The following is a 17,188-nucleotide window of genomic DNA, read 5'->3' as shown; positions in this document are numbered from 1 at the left end:
CGCCGCCTCGTTTCCCGCCCCGCCGCCATGACCGCTCAGCTGCTTTCCGAACGCGTCGACACCACGCTGGTGCTGACCATCTCGAACCCCGAGGCGCGCAACGCGCTGCACCCGGACATCTACGCGGCGTCGCAGGAAGCGCTGGAACAGGCCGCGCGCGACGACGAAGTGCGCGCGGTGGTCATCACCGGCGCCGACGGCACGTTCTGCGCCGGCGGCAACCTCAACCGCCTGCTCGCCAACCGCGCCAGGCCGCAGTCGGTGCAGGCCGAGAGCATCGAGGTCCTCAACCACTGGATCGAAACGCTGCACGCGTTTCCCAAGCCCATCATCGCCGCGGTGGAAGGCCCGGCCGCGGGCGCCGGCTTCTCGCTGGTGCTGGCCTGCGATTTCGTGGTGGCCGCCAGCGACGCCAAGTTCGTCATGGCCTACGTCAAGGTCGGCCTGACCCCGGACGGCGGCGGCTCCTACGAGCTGGCGCGCGCGCTGCCGCGCCAGCTTGCCTCCGAGCTGATGATGGAAGGCAAGCCCGCCGACGCCGCGCGCCTGGCCCACTTCGGCCTGGTCAACCGCGTGGTGCCGCACGGGCAGGCGCTCACCGAGGCGCTGCGGCTGGCCGAAGCGCTGGCCGAGCAGTCGCCCCACGCGGCGGGCCGCATCAAGGCGCTGATCAACCACGCCGGCACCGCCAGCCTCACCCAGCACCTGGCCGAGGAGCGCGACAACTTCGTGGCCGCGCTGCACCACAAGGACGGCGGCGAAGGCATCGGCGCCTTCCTGGAAAAACGCAAGCCGCGCTACCGCTAGGCGCGCGGCCGGCCCGACATGCCCGCGCAGACGGGCGGGCCACGCCAGCACACGGAACACCCGGAACAGACCAAGAACGGAGACAGCATGAGCGAAAACGTTTCGAACTTCGAAGGCACGCGGCCGGTGGCCGAGCAGCAGCGCTTCGACCTCGCCGCCCTGGAAGCCTGGATGGGCCAGCACGTGGCCGGCTTCGCCGGCCCGCTGGCCATCGAGCAGTTCAAGGGCGGCCAGTCCAACCCCACTTTCAAGCTGGTCACGCCGGGCCGGACCTACGTGATGCGCGCCAAGCCCGGCCCGAAATCGAAGCTGCTGCCCTCGGCGCACGCCATCGAGCGCGAATACCGCGTGATGGCGGCGCTGGCCGGCACCGACGTGCCGGTGGCGAAGATGTACGCCATGTGCGAGGACGAGGCGGTGATCGGGCGCGCCTTCTACATCATGGAATTCGTCGCCGGCCGCGTGCTGTGGGACCAGTCGCTGCCCGGCATGAGCACGGCCGAGCGCGCCGCCATCTACGACGAGATGAACCGCGTCATCTCCGCGCTGCACACGGTCGACTACCAGGCCATCGGGCTGGGCGACTACGGCAAGCCGGGCAACTACTTCTCGCGCCAGATCGAGCGCTGGACCAAGCAGTACAAGCTGTCCGAGACCGAGAGCATTCCCGCGATGGATTCACTGATGGCCTGGCTGCCCGGGCACATCCCGCACGAGGACGCCGACCTGACCTCGATCGTGCACGGCGACTACCGCCTCGACAACCTCATGTTCCACCCCACCGAGCCGCGCGTGCTGGCGGTGCTGGACTGGGAGCTGTCCACGCTGGGCCACCCGATGGCCGACTTCGGCTACCACTGCATGAGCTGGCACATCGCGCCCGGCCAGTTCCGCGGCATCGCCGGGCTGGACTACCAGAGCCTGGGCATCCCCGACGAAGCCGCCTACCGCAGCACCTACGAGCAGCGCACCGGCCGCCCCATCACCGGCGACTGGAACTTCTACCTCGCCTTCAGCATGTTCCGCATCGCCGGCATCCTGCAGGGCATCATGAAGCGCGTGGTGGACGGCACCGCCTCGTCAGCGCAGGCCCTGGACGCCGGCAAGCGCGCGCGGCCGATGGCGGAAATGGGCTGGGAATACGCCAGGAAGGCCAGGCAATAAGTCCACGCCCGGCCACGCCGGCCCGCGGCGCGGGCCACGGCGCGGCAAGCCCCGCTTCCCTGCCGGGAACGGGGCTTTTTTTTCGGGCCATGTTGTCGTATCACACGATGTGTATTTGATGACACTGCCCGATCGCGGAATGCGCAGAACAAGCCACAGTCGCGGCATGTCGGCGAAAACCCGCCCCTAGACCAGCCGGAAACTTCAAGCTATCATCCAACACATACGACAACATACAACGAAGCCATACCGGAGACAGCAGCAATGCCGACCACCCGCCGCACCTTCCTCAGCCAGCTCTCCGCCCTGGGCGCCACCGCCGCCGCGGGCGGCCTGGGCACCGCAGGCACCCTTCTGTCGTCCGCCGCGCAGGCCGCCGACTGGCCCACCCGCCCCATCCGCCTGGTCGTGCCCTACCCGGCCGGCGGCTCGTCCGACATCATCGCGCGCCTGATCAGCAAGCAGCTCGGCGAGGCGCTCGGCCAGCCCATCGTGGTGGACAACCGCCCCGGCGCCAACGGCAACATCGGCGCCGCGATGGTGGCGCAGGCCGGCACCGACAACCATACGCTGCTGCTGTGCGACGTCGGCGCGCTGGCGATCAGCCCGTCGGTCTACACCAAGCTCACCTTCGATCCGGGCAAGGACCTCAAGGGCGTGTCGATGCTGGCCTACTCGCCGCACCTGCTGGTGGTGCATCCGTCGGTGCAGGCCAATAACCTCAAGGAACTGGTGGAGCTGTCCAAGCGCACCCAGCTCAATTTCGCCGTCACCGCCATCGGCAGCGCGCCGCACCTGGCCGGCGTGGCGGTGGCGCAGGCCACCGGCGCCAAGTGGCAGTACGTGCCCTACAAGGGCGGCTCGCAGGCCGTGGCCGACACCGTGGGCGGCGTGGCGCAGGTGCTGATGAACGGCATGCTGGCGACGCTGCCGCAGGTGCAGGCCGGCAAGCTCAAGGTGCTGGCGGTGTCCAAGAAGACCCGCATGCCGCTGGTGGGCCAGGTGCCGACCATCGCCGAACAGGGCGTACCCGGCTTCGAGTCCGGCACGTGGCAGGGCGTGATGGCCCCGGCCGCCATGCCCGACGCGCTGGTGGCGCGCATCAGCGCCGAGCTGATCCGCATCATCCGCACGCCGGAAGTGCGCGCGCAGCTGGCCGGCCAGGGCGCCGAGGTCGTGACCATGACGCCGCCCGAGACCAACAAGTTCTTCGTCGCCGAGCGCGCGCGCTGGGCCGCGGTGGTCAAGCAGGCCGACGTGCGGCTCGACTGAAGCCGCGCCCCGGCGCGGGGCCCGGCCACGCTACGCCGTGGGGATGGTCCCGCCGTCGATCACGTATTCCGTGCCGCTGATCGCCGCCGCGCGCGGCGAAGCCAGGAAGGCGATCAGGTCCGCCACCTCGGCCGGCTTGCACGGACGCCCGAGCGGAATGCCGCCGAGCGCATCCATGATGATCCGTTTGCCGCCCTCGTAGTCGGTGCCCGCCTGCCGCGCGAGCCGCTCGGCCAGCGCCACGGCGGCCTCGGTCGCGACCCAGCCGGGCGCGACGCGCACCACGCGCACGCCCTTCGGCGTCACCTCCTTCGACAGGCTTTTGCTGTAGGTCGACAGCGCGGCCTTCGCCGCGGCGTAGGCCGTGGTGGATGCCGGCAGCGGCAGCCGGTCCTGGATCGAGGTGACGTGGATGATGACGCCCGCGCCCTGCGCCAGCATGCCGGGCAACAAGGCCCGGTCCAGCCGCACCGCCGGAAACAGGTTCAGATGCAGCTCGCGGTGCCACGCGGCGTCGTCGAGCGCGGCGAAACCACCCGCCGGCGCCGACGAGCCGCCCAGCACGTGGACGACGATGTCCACGCCGCCCAGGCGCTCGCCGACCGCCGCCACGACCGCGGCGCAACCATCCTCCGTGGTCAGGTCGGCGCCGACGAACAGCGCCTGCGGCAAGGCATCGGGGCGCGTGCGCGCCGTCGTCACGACGCGCGCGCCCGACTCGCGAAAGCGCGCCACCACGGCCGCGCCGACGCCCCTGGTGCCGGCGGTCACGAGGACGCGCCGCCCCTTCAGCTCGAGGTCCATGCCCATCAGCCGATCTCCAGCGATGCGATGCGGCCGCCGCGCAGCCCGAACACGTGCGCGAGCCGGACCGGGCTGCCGGGAAAATCGCCGGCAACCTCGGCCATCACGCTCACGCCGTCCCCCTGCCGCGATGCTTCCAGCGGCTCGACGCGGTACGCATACCTGCGCCGCGCGTCGCGCAGCCAGGCCCGGATGGCCTCTGGTCCCTCGTGGGTGCGGCCTTCGTCGCGCACGGCGGCATCGTGCGCCAGGCAATGCGCCAGCAGCGCGTCGTCGGCGCCGTTGCTGACCGCGAAAAAGGTGGCGATGGCGTCAGGCAGTGGCAAGCTCATGGTTTTCGGTGCCCGGGATTGCGGCAGGAATTTGCGATACCGGGATTCTCGGCATAAGCTGCCCGCCCATCAAGAACGCACGAAAAAGTAAGCTACCCACCCATGAGAAAGGTCTATACGCCCGCGACGGCCGCCATCGGCGTGGAAGAGATGCTGCGGCTGATCGACGGGCGCTGGAAGCTGGTCATCCTGTTCCACCTGTTCGACGGCAAGGTGCGGCGCTTCTCGGACCTGGAGCGGCTGATCCCCGCCGTCTCGCAGAAGATGCTGGCCCAGCAACTGCGCCAGCTCGAAGCCGACGGCATCGTGGCGCGGCAGGTCTATGCGCAGGTCCCGCCCAAGGTGGAGTACCGCCTGACCGCGTGGGGACAAGCGCTGTGCCCGGCGCTCGATGCGCTGCTGCTGTGGTCGGAGCAGAGAGCGCTGCCCGCGGGGAAGGAACGCGGGGACTGACCGGCGCGCCCGGCTGCGCGGCGGCTGGCGATGGCGTGAAACGAAAAAGGCCGGCTCGCGCGAGCCGGCCTCGAATTGCTGACAGACCTCCGATCACCGACGGTTGGCTCCCCTCTCCCATGAAATGGGAGAGGGGAGAAAACAAACGGCAGGCCGGCCTCGCTCAATCCCCCAGCGCCACCCCTTCGCGCCGCGGATCGGCGCCGCCCGCCCACGCCCACTTGCCGTCCGGACGCTGGCGCCGCACGATGGCCTGCGTGCCGCTGGTCATCTCGATCTGCGCCACCTGGTGCCCGCGCGCGGCCAGGCCCTGCGCCAGCGCCGGACTGACGAGTCCCGCTTCCAGCTCGGTCGGGCCGTTGCGGCTGCCGAAGTTGGGCAGGTTGATGGCCGCCTGCACGTCCATGTTCCAGTCCAGCAGGCCCACCAGCGTCTTGGACACGTACTCGATGATCTGCGAGCCGCCGGGCGAGCCCACCGTGGCGGCCAGCTTGCCGGTCTCGCGGTCGAACACCAGCGTCGGCGCCATCGACGAGCGCGGGCGCTTGCCGGCCTGCACACGGTTGGCGACCGGCTTGCCGTTCTCGCTCGGCACGAACGAGAAATCGGTGAGCTGGTTGTTCAGCACGAAGCCGCGCACCATCAGGTGCGAGCCGAAATAGCTCTCCACCGTGGTGGTCATCGAGATCGCGCCGCCGGCGTTGTCCACCGCCACGATCTGCGAGGTCGACACGCGCGGCGGCGAGCGGTCCGGCGCGAACGCGACCCGCGTGCCGGGCGGCACGCCGGGCTCGGCCTTGCCCGTGCTCCGGTCGCCGATCAGCGCGGCGCGCTGGGCCAGGTAGTCGCGGTCGATCAGCCCGGCCACGTTGACCGGCACGAAGTCCGAGTCCGCCACGTAGAGCCCGCGGTCGGCGTAGGCCTGGCGTCCCACTTCCGACACCGCGTGCACGGCGTCCACGGTAGGCTCGAAGCCGGCCGGCGAAGCCACCTGCCGCGGCGTCATCGCCGCCAGCGCGTATTTCGGGTCGCGCGCCTCCAGCGCCTGCAGCGTGCCGAGCATCTGCGCGATGGCGATGCCGCCCGACGACGGCGGCGGCATGCCGCAGATCTTCCAGCGCTTGTAGTCGCTGCACACCGGCACGCGCTCCTTGGCGCGGTAGTCGCGCAGGTCCGCCAGCGAGAGCGAGCCCGGGTTGGCGCTGCCGTTGACCTGCCTGACGATGTCGGTGGCGACCTGGCCGGCGTACAGCGCATTGGGCCCGCGCCGCGCGATCTCGCGCAGGGTGCGCGCCAGCGCCGGGTTCTTCAGCATGGTGCCGGCCGGCTTGGCCTTGCCGTCGGGCCCGAGGAAATAGGCGGCCAGCTCGGGCGAATCCGGCAGGAACTTGTCGGCGGCGATCTGCGTGTAGAGGCGCGGCGAGATCGGGAAACCCTTCTCGGCCAGCTCGATGGCGGGCTGGAACAGCTTCGCCCAGGCCAGCCTGCCGTGCTGGCGGTGCGCCAGCTCGAGCGCGCGCAGCACCCCGGGCGTGCCCACCGAGCGGCCGCCGATCTGGCCTTCGCTGAAGCTCATGGGCTTGCCGTCGGGGCGCAGGAACAGGTTTTCGCCGGCGCCAGCGGGCGCGGTCTCGCGGCCGTCGTAGGCCTGCACGCGCTTGCCGTCCCAGTACATGATGAAGGCGCCGCCGCCGATGCCGGTGGCCTGCGGCTCGACCAGCGTCAGCACGGCCTGCATGGCGATCGCCGCGTCGATGGCGGAGCCGCCGTCGCGCAGGATCTTGCGGCCCGCCTCGGTGGCCAGCGGGTTGGCCGCCGCCGCCATGTGCCGGTCCGCGAACGTGGTGGTCATGCCCTGCCGGTAGCCCGATGCCACTTCCGGCGCGGGCGGCAGCGCGGCAACCGCGGACGCGGCCGATGCGGCGGGAGCGGCGCCGGCGGCCGGCGGCGCGCCGGTCTGGGTCGAGCAGGCGCCTAGCAGCGCGAGCGCCGCGGCGGCCGCGAGCGGGCCACGCCAGAGCGCCGGGGAATATGCCTGGATTGCCATGCCGAACTCCTCCTGGGGGGAAACCTGCATTGTAGGGCGCCCGCCCGCGCGCGGCACCCGCCGCCGGCTGCGGGACAGACCGGATGGACCGCGCGCGCCGATCGTGGTCCGGCCCGCGGCGCGGCAGGCTGCCCGCTTTTTTTTGCGCCGCCTTAACCCCGCCCGCCGGGCTGCTTCGTTTCACCCGCAGTGCCCCGGCGCCGGCACCGCCGGCGCGGCCCTTTCCGGAGAAATCGACATGCACAAGCGCCCGGCAGTCCTGGCCGTTGCCCTCGCAATGGCCGCATGCGGCGGACCGTCCCCGAACCAGCAGGCGAACCCCGCCGCCGACAGCGGCACGGCCCACCCGCTGCCTGCTCCGGTGATCCTGCCCAGCGAGCCCTTCGCCACCGCGCCGGCAATGGCGTTTCCGGCGCCGGCCGCCCCCGCCGCGAAAGCCGGCCGGGCCGACGCGCAGGCCGACGCACGCGCGCCGCTCCACCTCGGCCCGCGCGGGACGCACGCCGCGATCGCCGCGCGCCAGCCGCAGCCCAACTGGCGCGCCGGGCCCGCGCGCGAGCGCTACGGCGCCATCGAGGAAAACGGCGTGCAGCAGGTCGCGCAGGCGCCGGTCTCCACCTTCGGCATCGACGTCGACACCGGCAGCTACAGCAATGTGCGCCGCCTGCTCAACGCGGGCCGCCTGCCGCCGGCCGACGCGGTGCGCGTGGAAGAAATGGTCAACTACTTCCCCTACGACTACGCGCCGCCGCGCGACGGCCGGCCCTTCGCCGTGCACGCCGAAGCCGCGCCCGCGCCGTGGCAGGCCGGCAATGTGCTGCTGCGCATCGGCATCAAGGCCGCCGACGCGGCGCGCGCGAGCCTGCCGCCGGCCAACCTGGTGTTCCTGGTCGACGTGTCCGGCTCGATGTACTCGGCCGACAAGCTGCCGCTGCTCAAGTCCTCGCTCAAGCTGCTGACCGGCGCGCTGCGCCCGCAGGACCGCATCACGCTGGTCACTTACGCCAGCGGCACGCGCGTGGCGCTGCCGCCCACGCCGGGCAGCGACAAGACGGCCATCGCCGCCGCCATCGACGCGCTGGTGGCGGGCGGCGCCACCGCCGGCGCGAGCGGCATCGCGCTGGCCTACCAGGCCGCGCAGCAGAGCTTCATCGCCGGCGGCATCAACCGCGTGCTGCTGGCCACCGACGGCGACTTCAACGTGGGCGTCACCGACTTCCGCGAGCTCAAGGCGATGGTCGCGGAAAAGCGCAAGTCGGGCGTGTCGCTGTCCACGCTGGGCTTCGGCACCGGCAACTACAACGACCAGTTGATGGAGCAACTGGCCGACGCCGGCGACGGCGCGTACTCGTACATCGACAACCTGATGGAAGGCCGCAAGGTGCTGGTGGAGGAAATGAGCTCCACGCTCGCCACGGTGGCGCGCGACGTCAAGATCCAGGTCGAGTTCAACCCGGCCACGGTCAGCGAGTACCGCCTGATCGGCTACGAGAACCGCGCCCTGAAACGCGAGGACTTCAACAACGACCAGGTGGATGCCGGCGACATCGGCGCGGGGCACACCGTGACCGCGCTCTACGAGCTGACGCTGGCCGGCGGGCCCGGCCTGATCGATCCGCTGCGCTACCAGCGCGCGCCGGCCGCAAGCGGCAACGCCGGCGAACTGGCCCACGTCAAGCTGCGCTACAAGCGCCCGCAGGCGCAGGCCAGCGAACTGCTGGAACTGGCGGTGCCGGCCGGCGCGGTGCGGCCGCTGGCGCAGGCCGGCGATGCCTTCCGCTTCGCCGCCGCGGTGGCCGGCTTCGGCCAGTTGCTGCGCGGCGGCAGCCATACCGGCACCTGGCGCTATGCCGATGCGCGCGCGCTCGCGCTCGGCGCGCGCGGCGACGACCGCTTCGGCTACCGCGGCGAGTTCCTCCAGCTCGTGGACCTGGCGCAGGCCCTGTCGACGCATGCACCGCTGGCGCAGGGCGACGGCCCCGCGCCGCGGCCCTGAAGCACGCGCGGTGGCGCCGCGCGCGGCCCGCGACGATGCGCGGCGCTGTCATATACTGCCGCGCATGAATGCCTCCGCGCCCGACCGCATGCCCGCCAGCGCGCATGCCCCGCCAGCCCAGCCCGCCGCCGGCCTGTCCGCGCTGGCCGACACCGACCTCATGCTGCTGGTCGCCAACGGCCTGATCGAGCAGCCGGTGGCCGAGCTGTTCCGCCGCCACAACGCGGCGCTGTACAACTACGTGGCGTGGCTGTGCCAGGGCAACACGGGCGAGGCCGAGGACGTGACCCAGAAGACCTGGGTCAAGCTGATGACCCGCTGCGGCGACTACCAGCCCAGCGCGGCGCTGCGCACCTTCCTGTTCCAGATCGCGCGCAACACCTGGCTCGACACGCTGCGCGGCGCCTACGAGCGCCAGCGCGACACGCTCGGCGAAGACCACCTCGCGCTGCCCGCCGGCGACCTCAGCCCCGAGGCCGAGGCTGCGCTGCGGCAGAACCTGCAGGGCGTGCGGCAGGCGCTGATGGCGCTGCCGGCGGCGCAGCGCGAAGTGATCGTGCTGCGCTTCTTCAGCGAGATGAGCGTGGAGGAAATCGCGCAGACGCTGGGCGAAAAGTTCGAGACCGTCAGGAGCCGGCTGCGCTACGCCTTCGCGCGGCTGCGCGAGAGCCTGGCGGCGGTGGCGCCGCAGGAGCGCCAGCCATGAGCGCGGACGAACGCTTCATCGCCGGCGAGGACCGGCTCGCGGCGCTGCTGCGCGCGCTGCCGCCGTTCGCGCCGCCGCCCTCGCTGGAAACCGCGGTCATGGCCGCGGCGCGCGCCGCGCAGGCCGCGCGGCAGGCGCGCGCAGCCACGAACGCGAACACGAACGCAGCCGATGGCGCAGCCAGCGCCGATGCCGATGCCGGCGCCACGTTCACCCCGTCCGCCGGCCTGCAGGCCGCCGTGATGGCGGAAGCCGCGCGCCTGCAAGCCGCGCAGGCCGGCCGCCGCGCGGCCGTGCTGGAACAAGTGCGGCGCGGCGACAGCCCGCAGCGCGTGCTGGGCGCACCGGTCGGCGCGGCGGCGCAGGCGTGGCTGCGCGAACAGGCCGAGGCGCAGCAGCAGGCGGCGCAGCGGGACACCGCGCCCGCCGCCGGCCAGCCCGCCGCGCCGCGCCGCGCGCGCCGCTGGTGGCCCGCGCTGGGCGTGCTGGCGGGCACGCTCGGCGTGGCCGCGCTGTCGCTGCAGATCGTGCTCCGGCAGATGGACGTGCGCGACGGCGCGCTGCTGCTGCCGGACACGCCCCACGCCACGCGCCAGGCAAGCGAGCCGCAGGCCACGCCCGCCAGCCCGGCCGCGCCAGCGCCAGCACAAACGCAGGCACAGACGCCGGAGCCCGCGCCGGCGACGAACGTCGCGGCCCCGCCGCCCGCCACCGCGCCGGCCGCGCCGCCCCATCCGGCGCCCGCGCAAGAGCCTGCCGCGGCGGCCAGGACCCGCCCCGCGCAGGAAGCGCCAGCCGCGCCGGCGCCGGATGGCGACGCGCGCAAGTCCGCATCACCCGCCACATCGCCTGCCACATCACCCGCCGCAGCCGCCGCGCCGGCCGCCCCGGAAACGCGCGCGGATCGCGCCGGGCCCGCCGCCGGCCCGGCCGCGGCGGATGCCGCTTCGCCAACCGCGCCGCCGGCACCAGCCGCGGTTGCGCCGGCTGCGCCAATCGCGCCAGTCGCTCCGGCCACGGCGCCGCTGCCGGTGCCGCCCGCTCCGCCGGCCCTGGCGCCGCGCATTGCCGCGCCCGCGCCGGCGGCGATCGCCCCGGTGCCGCAGCCCGCCGCCATCGCCCCGATGCCGCCGGCCGCGTCCCCCGCGCCAGCGCCGGCCTTGCAGGGACATCGCTGGACGCTGCGCGCGGCACCGTCGGACCAGGCCGTGCACTCGCTCGCGCAGCCCGCGCAAGCGGTGACGATGGGCCTGCGGCTGGAGCCGCAACTGGCGCTGGAGCGCCTGATCCCGGATGCGCCGGGCGCGGAGCAGGCCAGCGCCGCGCCGCTGGCCCTGCGCATCACGGCGGCGGCGCCGGACAGCCCAGCGGTCCGCGCCTGGGCCGCGCGCTTATGGCAGGCGGTGCCGGCGGCGCGCCGCCCGCCGCTGCCCTACGCGGTGCAGGCCGACAGCACGCTGCCGCCGGATACCGTGCGCGTCGAGCGCATCGACGACGGCGCGCGCTGAACGGCGCGCCGGGAAACAGGCAGGCGGAGAAACAGGCAAGTGGAAAAAACGCGCGCCTCAGCCCGGCGCCGCCTCGCCCTGCCCGCCCAGCGCGGCGATCACCGCCAGCAACTGCTCGCGCAACCAGCGGTTGGCGCCGTCGTTCTCGCCGCCGGCGTGCCAGTACAGGTGCAGTTCCAGCGACGGCACCTTGAACGGCAGCGACAGCAGCCGGTTAGCGTAGGGCTCGTTGGCGATGCGCGCGTAGCGCAGCGGCAGCGTGGCCAGCAGGTCGGTGCAGCTCACCACGCGGCAGGCCGCCGCGTAGTGCTGGCAGCGCAGGCGCACGCGGCGCGTCAGGCCCATGCGGTGCAGCGCCTGGTCTTCCAGCCCGGCGCCGCGCCGGCGCGACGACACATGCACGTGCTCGGCCGCCAGGTAGCGCTCCAGCGTCAGTTCCTTCTTGACCAGCGGATGGTCGCGGCGCGCCAGCACCACCATCGGGTCGGCCATGAACGGCGCGTGGTGGATCGCGGGCGAGACCGGCAGCAGGATGTCGATGGCGGCATCGAGCGTGCCGGCCAGCAGCTCGGACTCCATCTCGCGCCTATCGAAGCGGATCGCCGCGATCTCCACCTGCGGCGCCATCGCGGTCACGCGCGCCATCAGCGGCGGCAGCAGCGTGGATTCGAGCGCGTCGCGCATGCCGATGGTGAAGCGGCGCACGGTGGCGGCCGGGTCGAAGTGCGGCGTGTCCTGCAAGGTGCGCGCGAACGACTGCAGCGCGGCGCGCACCTCGGCGGCCAGCGAGCGCGCCAGCGGCGTGGGCGCCATGCCCTGCCCGCGCCGCTCGAACAGCGGGTCGTCGAACAGGGTGCGCAGGCGCCCCAGCGCGTGGCTCACCGCGGGCTGCGTCAGGTTGAGCTGGCGCGCGGCCGCGGTGATGCTGCCTTCGCTGTAGATGGCGTCGAAGACGACGAAGAGATTGAGGTCGATGCGGGAGAGCTGCATGGCGTCGATTCTGGCACGGAATGCACCCTATTGATACTGGCAAATCCAGAAAATTCATTTTTCTAATTATCTGGATTGCGGTAGAGTCCTCCCCAGTCGACGCAGACCGCGTCCGCCGGGGCCGGCAGCGGCTCCCGGGCTCTCATGCAGAGGTGGAGGAGACAACATGGAATTCGAGTACACCCCCAAGGTCAAGGAAATGCAGGCGCGCCTGCTGGCCTTCTTCGACAAGCACATCTATCCGAACGAGAAGCGCTTCTACGCGGAAATCCAGGCCAACCGCCAGGCCGGCAACGCCTGGGTCCCGACCAAGGTGATCGAGGAGCTCAAGCCGCTGGCGCGCGAAGCGGGCCTGTGGAACCTGTTCCTGCCGCATTCCAAGCGCGCGCCGGAAGGCCTGTCGAACCTCGAATACGCGCCGCTGTGCGAGATCATGGGCCGGGTGCCCTGGTCGGCCGAGGTGTTCAACTGCGCCGCGCCGGACACCGGCAACATGGAAACGCTGGAGCGCTACGCCTCCGAGTCGCTCAAGGACCGCTGGCTGGAGCCGCTGCTGCGCGGCGAGATCCGCTCGGCCTTCCTGATGACCGAGCCGGCCGTGGCCTCGTCGGACGCCACCAACATCAGTTGCAGCATCGAGCGCAACGGCGACGAATACGTGATCAACGGCACCAAGTGGTGGTCGTCGGGCGCGGGCGACCCGCGCTGCCAAGTCTACATCGTGATGGGCAAGACCAACCCGGACGCCGGGCGCCATGAGCAGCAGTCGATGATCGTGGTGCCGGCCGACACCCCGGGCATCACCATCAAGCGCTTCCTGCCGGTGTTCGGCTACGACGACGCGCCGCACGGCCACATGGAGATCGAGCTGAAGAACGTGCGCGTGCCGGCGGCCAACATCCTGCTCGGCGAAGGGCGCGGCTTCGAGATCGCCCAGGGCCGCCTCGGCCCGGGCCGCATCCACCACTGCATGCGCAGCATCGGCGTGGCCGAGCGCGCGCTCGAGCTGCTGTGCCAGCGCGCGCTCAAGCGCGTGGCCTTCGGCAAGCCGGTGGCGGCGCAGGGCGTGACGCGCGAGCGCATCGCCGAGGCCCGCTGCGACATCGAGATGGCGCGCCTGCTCACGCTCAAGGCCGCCTACATGATGGACACCGTGGGCAACAAGGTGGCCAAGGCCGAGATCGCCATGATCAAGGTGGTGGCGCCGAACATGGCCCTGAAGGTGATCGACTGGGCCATCCAGGTGCACGGCGCGGCCGGCGTCTCTGACGACTTCCCGCTGGCCTCGTGGTGGGCGCACCAGCGCACGCTGCGCCTGGCCGACGGCCCGGACGAGGTGCACCGCAATGCCATCGCCAAGCTGGAGCTGGCCAAGCACATGAACATCAACCCGGACGACATCTCCATGCCGGTCACGCGCGGCTTCTGAGCCCGCCGCCGCCGCGGCGGGGATGCATCCCCTGCCGCCGGAATGGAAACGCGCAGCCTCGTCTGCGCGTTTTTTTCTTCTGTGCTTAAATCGCGCGGTTCGCCACCTCGGCGTTGAGGTGGCGGCCCAACCTCCACGCGGTCGCAGCAGGCACGGCGATCGCAGCGATCCTTCCCAGGAGCCCCTCCCCGATGATCGACGCCTATTCCTGGCCCACGCCCAACGGCCACAAGATCCACATCATGCTCGAGGAGTGCGGCCTCGAGTACAAGGTCCATGCCGTCAACATCGGCGCCGGCGACCAGTTCGAACCCGATTTCCTCAAGATCAGCCCGAACAACAAGATCCCCGCCATCGTCGACAGCGACGGCCCGGACGGCCAGCCCATCTCGCTGTTCGAGTCCGGCGCGATCCTGCTCTACCTCGCCGGCAAGACCGGCAAGTTCCTGCCCGAGGACGTGCGCGGCAAGTACGAGGCGCTGCAATGGCTGATGTTCCAGATGGGCGGCGTGGGCCCGATGCTGGGCCAGGCCCATCACTTCCGCATGTACGCGCCGGAAAAGATCGAGTACGCCATCAACCGCTACACCAACGAGGCGCGCCGCCTGTACGGCGTGATCGACAAGCGCCTGTCGGCGCATCCGTGGCTGGCCGGCGACATGTACACGGTGGCGGACATCGCCACCTTCCCGTGGCTGCGCAGCTGGCAGAACCAGGGCGTGGAGCTGGACGACTACCCGCACCTGAAGCGCTGGTTCAACGAGATCGCCGAGCGCCCCGCGGTCAAGCGCGGCGTGGAGGTGCTGGCCGGCGCGCGCAAGCCCATCCGCGACGACAAGGAACGGGAAGTCCTGTTCGGCGCCACGCAGTACCAGCGCCGCTGAAGCCCGCGGCGTCATTGCGCGCGCCGGCGGCTCAGTGCAGCGAGACCGCCTGCGCCGCGCCGCCCCCTGCGCCCTCCACGCCCGCCACGCCCGCGCAGGCCGGCTCGCGCCGCGGCGCCTGCAGGCAGCACAGCAGGCTGGCCACGGGATCGAGGGCGTCGATGCGGTAGCCCTCCTCCGGGTCCGGCGCGAACACCATGCCGGGCTGCAGGTACGCCACCTGGCGCTCCACATGCGGCCACGGCGAATGCCATTGCAGGCGCAGCGTGCCTTCGTGGCACGCGGCCCAGTTCAGGCCACCGGCGCGCAGCCGCTCGGCCCAGGCCGGCTCGCCCTCGGCGATCGTCACGAAGGCCGCATTCAGGCGCGGCGGCGCATGCCCGCCGGCCGGCCCCGCCTGCGCATCGCCAGCCCCGCCCTGCATGCGCCAGCGCTCCGCCTGGCCCGCCGCGAACGCATCGAAGCTGCTGGTCAGCCCGGCGCCCACCAGCCCCACCGCCTGCGGGTCCAGCACCGCGCGCACCAGCACGCTGTCCTGCAGCGCCGCCAGCCGCAGGCGCTCGCCCTGGCGGATCGCATAGACGCTGCCGGCCGACAGCAGCACCGGCGCGCAGCCGGCCGGCGTCACCTTGACCGCGCCGCACAGGCAGGCCCACCACTCCGCCCGCGCGGCGGCGATGCCGGGCTGCATCGCGCCCTGCCGCAGGAAGACGTAGTCGCCGCTGCTGCCCAGGCCCGCGGCTTCCGGCACCACCCTGACCTGCAGGCCGACGCGCAGCGCCGAAGCCGCCGCGCCGGCCACGATTTCGCCGCGCACCTGCGCGTCGAACAAGGAAAACACACGCATGTCACCTCCTTTCCGCTGGATGGATGCCAGATGGACAAATGCCGCGCCTGCCCGGGGATCGGGACCGCGTGGCCGCGCCCGGCCCTGCCGGCGTTCCCCGCGGGCCGTGCCGCCTCCGTATCAATCGGACAAGTTCCGGCGCGCCGGCCGCGGGCATCATGGCGATGCCGGACCGGGCACGCACCGCCGGCACTCCTGCCCGGGCGCGCCCCGCCGGAGAGCCGGCACGCGGCGGAACGCCGCGCTCCGGCCTATTACATTCCTTTAACAATTAGCCGCACTTGACGGAATTTTCCTAGCAGATTGCGGTATCTTTCCTGCCGTTCGCATCTGACACTCATAGTGAGACCTACTATAAGGCGTCGATACAAAGAGGTCAAACCCTTAACCTCGCTTCGTCCTTCTCCACGAATCGAGCCATGATCGGTGATCCTCTCAAGCTCTTCGGGCTGCACCTGGCGGAACTTCGCCGGCAGCGCGGCTGGTCGCAGGAAAAACTCGCGCTGGAAAGCGGCATGGCGCGTTCCTACCTCAGCGGCATCGAGCGCGGCGTGCGCAATGTCTCCCTCATCAACATCTGCGCGCTGTCCGGCACGCTCGGCGTCAACCCGGCCGAGATGCTGAACTTCGGCAGCGGCAAGGGCGACGGCGGCGCGCTGGTGCTCGAGCAGCGCTGCGCGGAGTTCAACATCACGCCGGCCCAGCGCGTGACCGTGCGCCACATGGCGCTGATGAACGACACCGAGCAGGATGCCATCGCCTCGGTGGCGCGCGTGATCGCGGCGCGGGCGCAGCAGCAGATGTGATGCGGCGGCGCGCCGGCCCAGCCGGCGCCCGCCCTGATGCCCGTCAGGCCGCCAGCAGCTCGGCGAAGCGCGCCGCGTCGAGGTTGGCCCCGCACAGCACCAGCGCCACCTTGCGGCCTTCGAGCCGCTCGCGCAGCGGCCCCAGCAGGGCCGCGGTGGAAACCGCGGTGGCCGGCTCGGTCGCCAGCTTCATGTCGCGGTAGAGCATGCGCATGGCCTCGCGGATGGCCTCGTCCGAGACCCGCACCATGTCGTCGACGAAACGGCTGCACACGCCGAAGCTGTAGTCCATCGCATAAGGCGCGCCGAGGCTGTCGGCGATGGTGTCCACGCGCTCCAGCACCTGCGGGCGCCCCGCCTCGAAGCTGCGCGTCATGGCGTCGGCGCCGGCCGGCTCCGCGCCATAGACCTTGCAGGCCGGGTTGATCTGCTTGACCGCCGCGGCGATGCCCGCGCACAGGCCGCCGCCGCCCACCGGCACCACCACCGCCTCCAGCCCCGCCACCTGGCGCATCAGCTCCAGCCCCACCGTGCCCGTGCCCTGCGCGATCAGCGGGCCGTCGAACGGATGGACCACCGTGCGGCCTTCCTGCGCCGCCAGTTGCTGCGCGTGCGCGAAGGCGGCATGCACGTCGGGCAGCAGCAGCACCTGCGCGCCCCACTCGCGGCACGCCGCCACGCGCGCCGGGCTGGCGCCGGCCGGCATCACCAGCTTGGCGTCCACGCCCGCCACCCGGGCGGCATAGGCCACCGCCATCGCGTGGTTGCCGGCGCTCGCCGCCACCACGCCGCGCCGGCGCGCGTCAGCGTCGAGCCGCGCCATGCTGTTGAGCGCGCCGCGCAGCTTGAAGGTGCCGGTGATCTGGAACAGCTCCATCTTGAGCCACACTTCGGTGGCCGGGTCGAGCTGCCGCACGGCGCCGGTCTGCCAGCGCCACACGGGGGTTTCCAGCACGTTGCCGCGCAGGCGCTGCGCCGCGTCCTGGATCTCGGCCAGGACGGGATAGCTGGCGTGCGCGCGCAGCTCGGGAAGGTCGGACATCGGGATTCTCCATCGGATCGGAAGTCGCGCGCAGGCCGGGCGGCGTGCGCGGTCAAACGGACCACGGGCCACCGAGCACCAGCCAAAGCCGCAGCTCAGCG

The 17,188-nt window shown here is 72.0% G+C and carries 16 protein-coding genes; 10 read left to right on the top strand and 6 right to left on the bottom strand.

Going from position 1 to position 17,188, the window contains the following annotated elements; all coding sequences use genetic code 11:
* The first annotated feature begins 27 nt into the window (after window positions 1-27).
* From ACWTPI_RS06560 to ACWTPI_RS06550, 3 genes are all read left to right on the top strand, one after another.
* Window positions 28-807 (top strand): oxepin-CoA hydrolase, alternative type, encoded by a 780-nt coding sequence (locus ACWTPI_RS06560; protein ID WP_454731226.1) that lies wholly within the window; start codon window positions 28-30, stop codon window positions 805-807.
* A gap of 87 nt (window positions 808-894) precedes the next feature.
* Window positions 895-1,971: a phosphotransferase gene (locus tag ACWTPI_RS06555; protein ID WP_454731225.1), complete on the top strand. Its 1,077-nt coding sequence runs from the start codon at window positions 895-897 to the stop codon at window positions 1,969-1,971.
* Window positions 1,972-2,235: 264 nt separating this feature from the next.
* On the top strand, window positions 2,236-3,243 hold the full coding sequence (locus tag ACWTPI_RS06550; RefSeq protein ID WP_020201381.1) for a Bug family tripartite tricarboxylate transporter substrate binding protein: 1,008 nt from the start codon (window positions 2,236-2,238) through the stop codon (window positions 3,241-3,243).
* Between the two features lie 30 nt (window positions 3,244-3,273).
* Here ACWTPI_RS06550 and ACWTPI_RS06545 read toward each other — a convergent pair whose 3' ends face one another.
* Complete coding sequence (locus tag ACWTPI_RS06545; protein ID WP_454731224.1) at window positions 3,274-4,053, bottom strand: SDR family oxidoreductase; 780 nt, start codon at window positions 4,051-4,053, stop codon at window positions 3,274-3,276.
* The gene (locus ACWTPI_RS06540) at window positions 4,053-4,379 is read right to left on the bottom strand and encodes a nuclear transport factor 2 family protein (RefSeq protein WP_059412974.1); all 327 of its coding nucleotides are present in this window, start codon (window positions 4,377-4,379) and stop codon (window positions 4,053-4,055) included. The genes ACWTPI_RS06545 and ACWTPI_RS06540 overlap by 1 nt, the downstream gene beginning before the upstream one ends.
* Before the next feature lie 102 nt (window positions 4,380-4,481).
* Here ACWTPI_RS06540 and ACWTPI_RS06535 point away from each other — a divergent pair, with 102 nt between their 5' ends.
* Window positions 4,482-4,832 (top strand): winged helix-turn-helix transcriptional regulator, encoded by a 351-nt coding sequence (locus tag ACWTPI_RS06535; RefSeq protein WP_020201378.1) that lies wholly within the window; start codon window positions 4,482-4,484, stop codon window positions 4,830-4,832.
* A gap of 163 nt (window positions 4,833-4,995) precedes the next feature.
* On the opposite strand, the gene ACWTPI_RS06530 is transcribed toward ACWTPI_RS06535, so the two are convergent.
* The gene (locus ACWTPI_RS06530) at window positions 4,996-6,879 is read right to left on the bottom strand and encodes a gamma-glutamyltransferase family protein (protein ID WP_454731223.1); all 1,884 of its coding nucleotides are present in this window, start codon (window positions 6,877-6,879) and stop codon (window positions 4,996-4,998) included.
* Window positions 6,880-7,117: 238 nt separating this feature from the next.
* Between ACWTPI_RS06530 and ACWTPI_RS06525 the strand changes: the two genes are divergently transcribed.
* From ACWTPI_RS06525 to ACWTPI_RS06515, 3 genes are all read left to right on the top strand, one after another.
* Window positions 7,118-8,875 (top strand): vWA domain-containing protein, encoded by a 1,758-nt coding sequence (locus tag ACWTPI_RS06525; protein WP_454731222.1) that lies wholly within the window; start codon window positions 7,118-7,120, stop codon window positions 8,873-8,875.
* Window positions 8,876-8,939: 64 nt separating this feature from the next.
* Window positions 8,940-9,581 carry an RNA polymerase sigma factor gene (locus ACWTPI_RS06520; RefSeq protein WP_155887960.1) on the top strand — a complete coding sequence of 214 codons (642 nt, stop codon included), beginning with the start codon at window positions 8,940-8,942 and terminating at the stop codon, window positions 9,579-9,581.
* Window positions 9,578-11,089 carry a hypothetical protein gene (locus ACWTPI_RS06515; RefSeq protein ID WP_454731221.1) on the top strand — a complete coding sequence of 504 codons (1,512 nt, stop codon included), beginning with the start codon at window positions 9,578-9,580 and terminating at the stop codon, window positions 11,087-11,089. Before ACWTPI_RS06520 ends, ACWTPI_RS06515 begins: the two co-directional genes overlap by 4 nt.
* A gap of 57 nt (window positions 11,090-11,146) precedes the next feature.
* Here ACWTPI_RS06515 and ACWTPI_RS06510 read toward each other — a convergent pair whose 3' ends face one another.
* Window positions 11,147-12,079 (bottom strand): LysR family transcriptional regulator, encoded by a 933-nt coding sequence (locus ACWTPI_RS06510; protein ID WP_020203670.1) that lies wholly within the window; start codon window positions 12,077-12,079, stop codon window positions 11,147-11,149.
* Window positions 12,080-12,245: 166 nt separating this feature from the next.
* Between ACWTPI_RS06510 and ACWTPI_RS06505 the strand changes: the two genes are divergently transcribed.
* Together ACWTPI_RS06505 and ACWTPI_RS06500 are read left to right on the top strand one after the other, a co-directional pair.
* Complete coding sequence (locus tag ACWTPI_RS06505; protein ID WP_020203669.1) at window positions 12,246-13,508, top strand: acyl-CoA dehydrogenase family protein; 1,263 nt, start codon at window positions 12,246-12,248, stop codon at window positions 13,506-13,508.
* A gap of 191 nt (window positions 13,509-13,699) precedes the next feature.
* A complete protein-coding gene (locus tag ACWTPI_RS06500; RefSeq protein WP_020203668.1) occupies window positions 13,700-14,392 on the top strand; it encodes a glutathione binding-like protein in 693 nt (230 codons plus the stop codon).
* A gap of 31 nt (window positions 14,393-14,423) precedes the next feature.
* Here the strand turns inward: ACWTPI_RS06500 and ACWTPI_RS06495 are convergent, their stop codons facing one another.
* On the bottom strand, window positions 14,424-15,239 hold the full coding sequence (locus tag ACWTPI_RS06495) for a hypothetical protein (protein ID WP_020203667.1): 816 nt from the start codon (window positions 15,237-15,239) through the stop codon (window positions 14,424-14,426).
* A gap of 419 nt (window positions 15,240-15,658) precedes the next feature.
* Between ACWTPI_RS06495 and ACWTPI_RS06490 the strand changes: the two genes are divergently transcribed.
* Complete coding sequence (locus tag ACWTPI_RS06490) at window positions 15,659-16,045, top strand: helix-turn-helix domain-containing protein (RefSeq protein ID WP_020203666.1); 387 nt, start codon at window positions 15,659-15,661, stop codon at window positions 16,043-16,045.
* Between the two features lie 43 nt (window positions 16,046-16,088).
* Here ACWTPI_RS06490 and ACWTPI_RS06485 read toward each other — a convergent pair whose 3' ends face one another.
* Window positions 16,089-17,087, bottom strand: coding sequence for a threonine/serine dehydratase (locus tag ACWTPI_RS06485; RefSeq protein ID WP_454731220.1), 999 nt, complete (start codon window positions 17,085-17,087; stop codon window positions 16,089-16,091).
* Between the last annotated feature and the right edge of the window lie 101 nt (window positions 17,088-17,188).

Source organism: Cupriavidus ulmosensis (genome assembly GCF_977008105.1).
The sequence above is the reverse complement of the archived record's forward strand: the minus strand, read 5'-3'. Positions and strand labels throughout refer to the sequence as shown.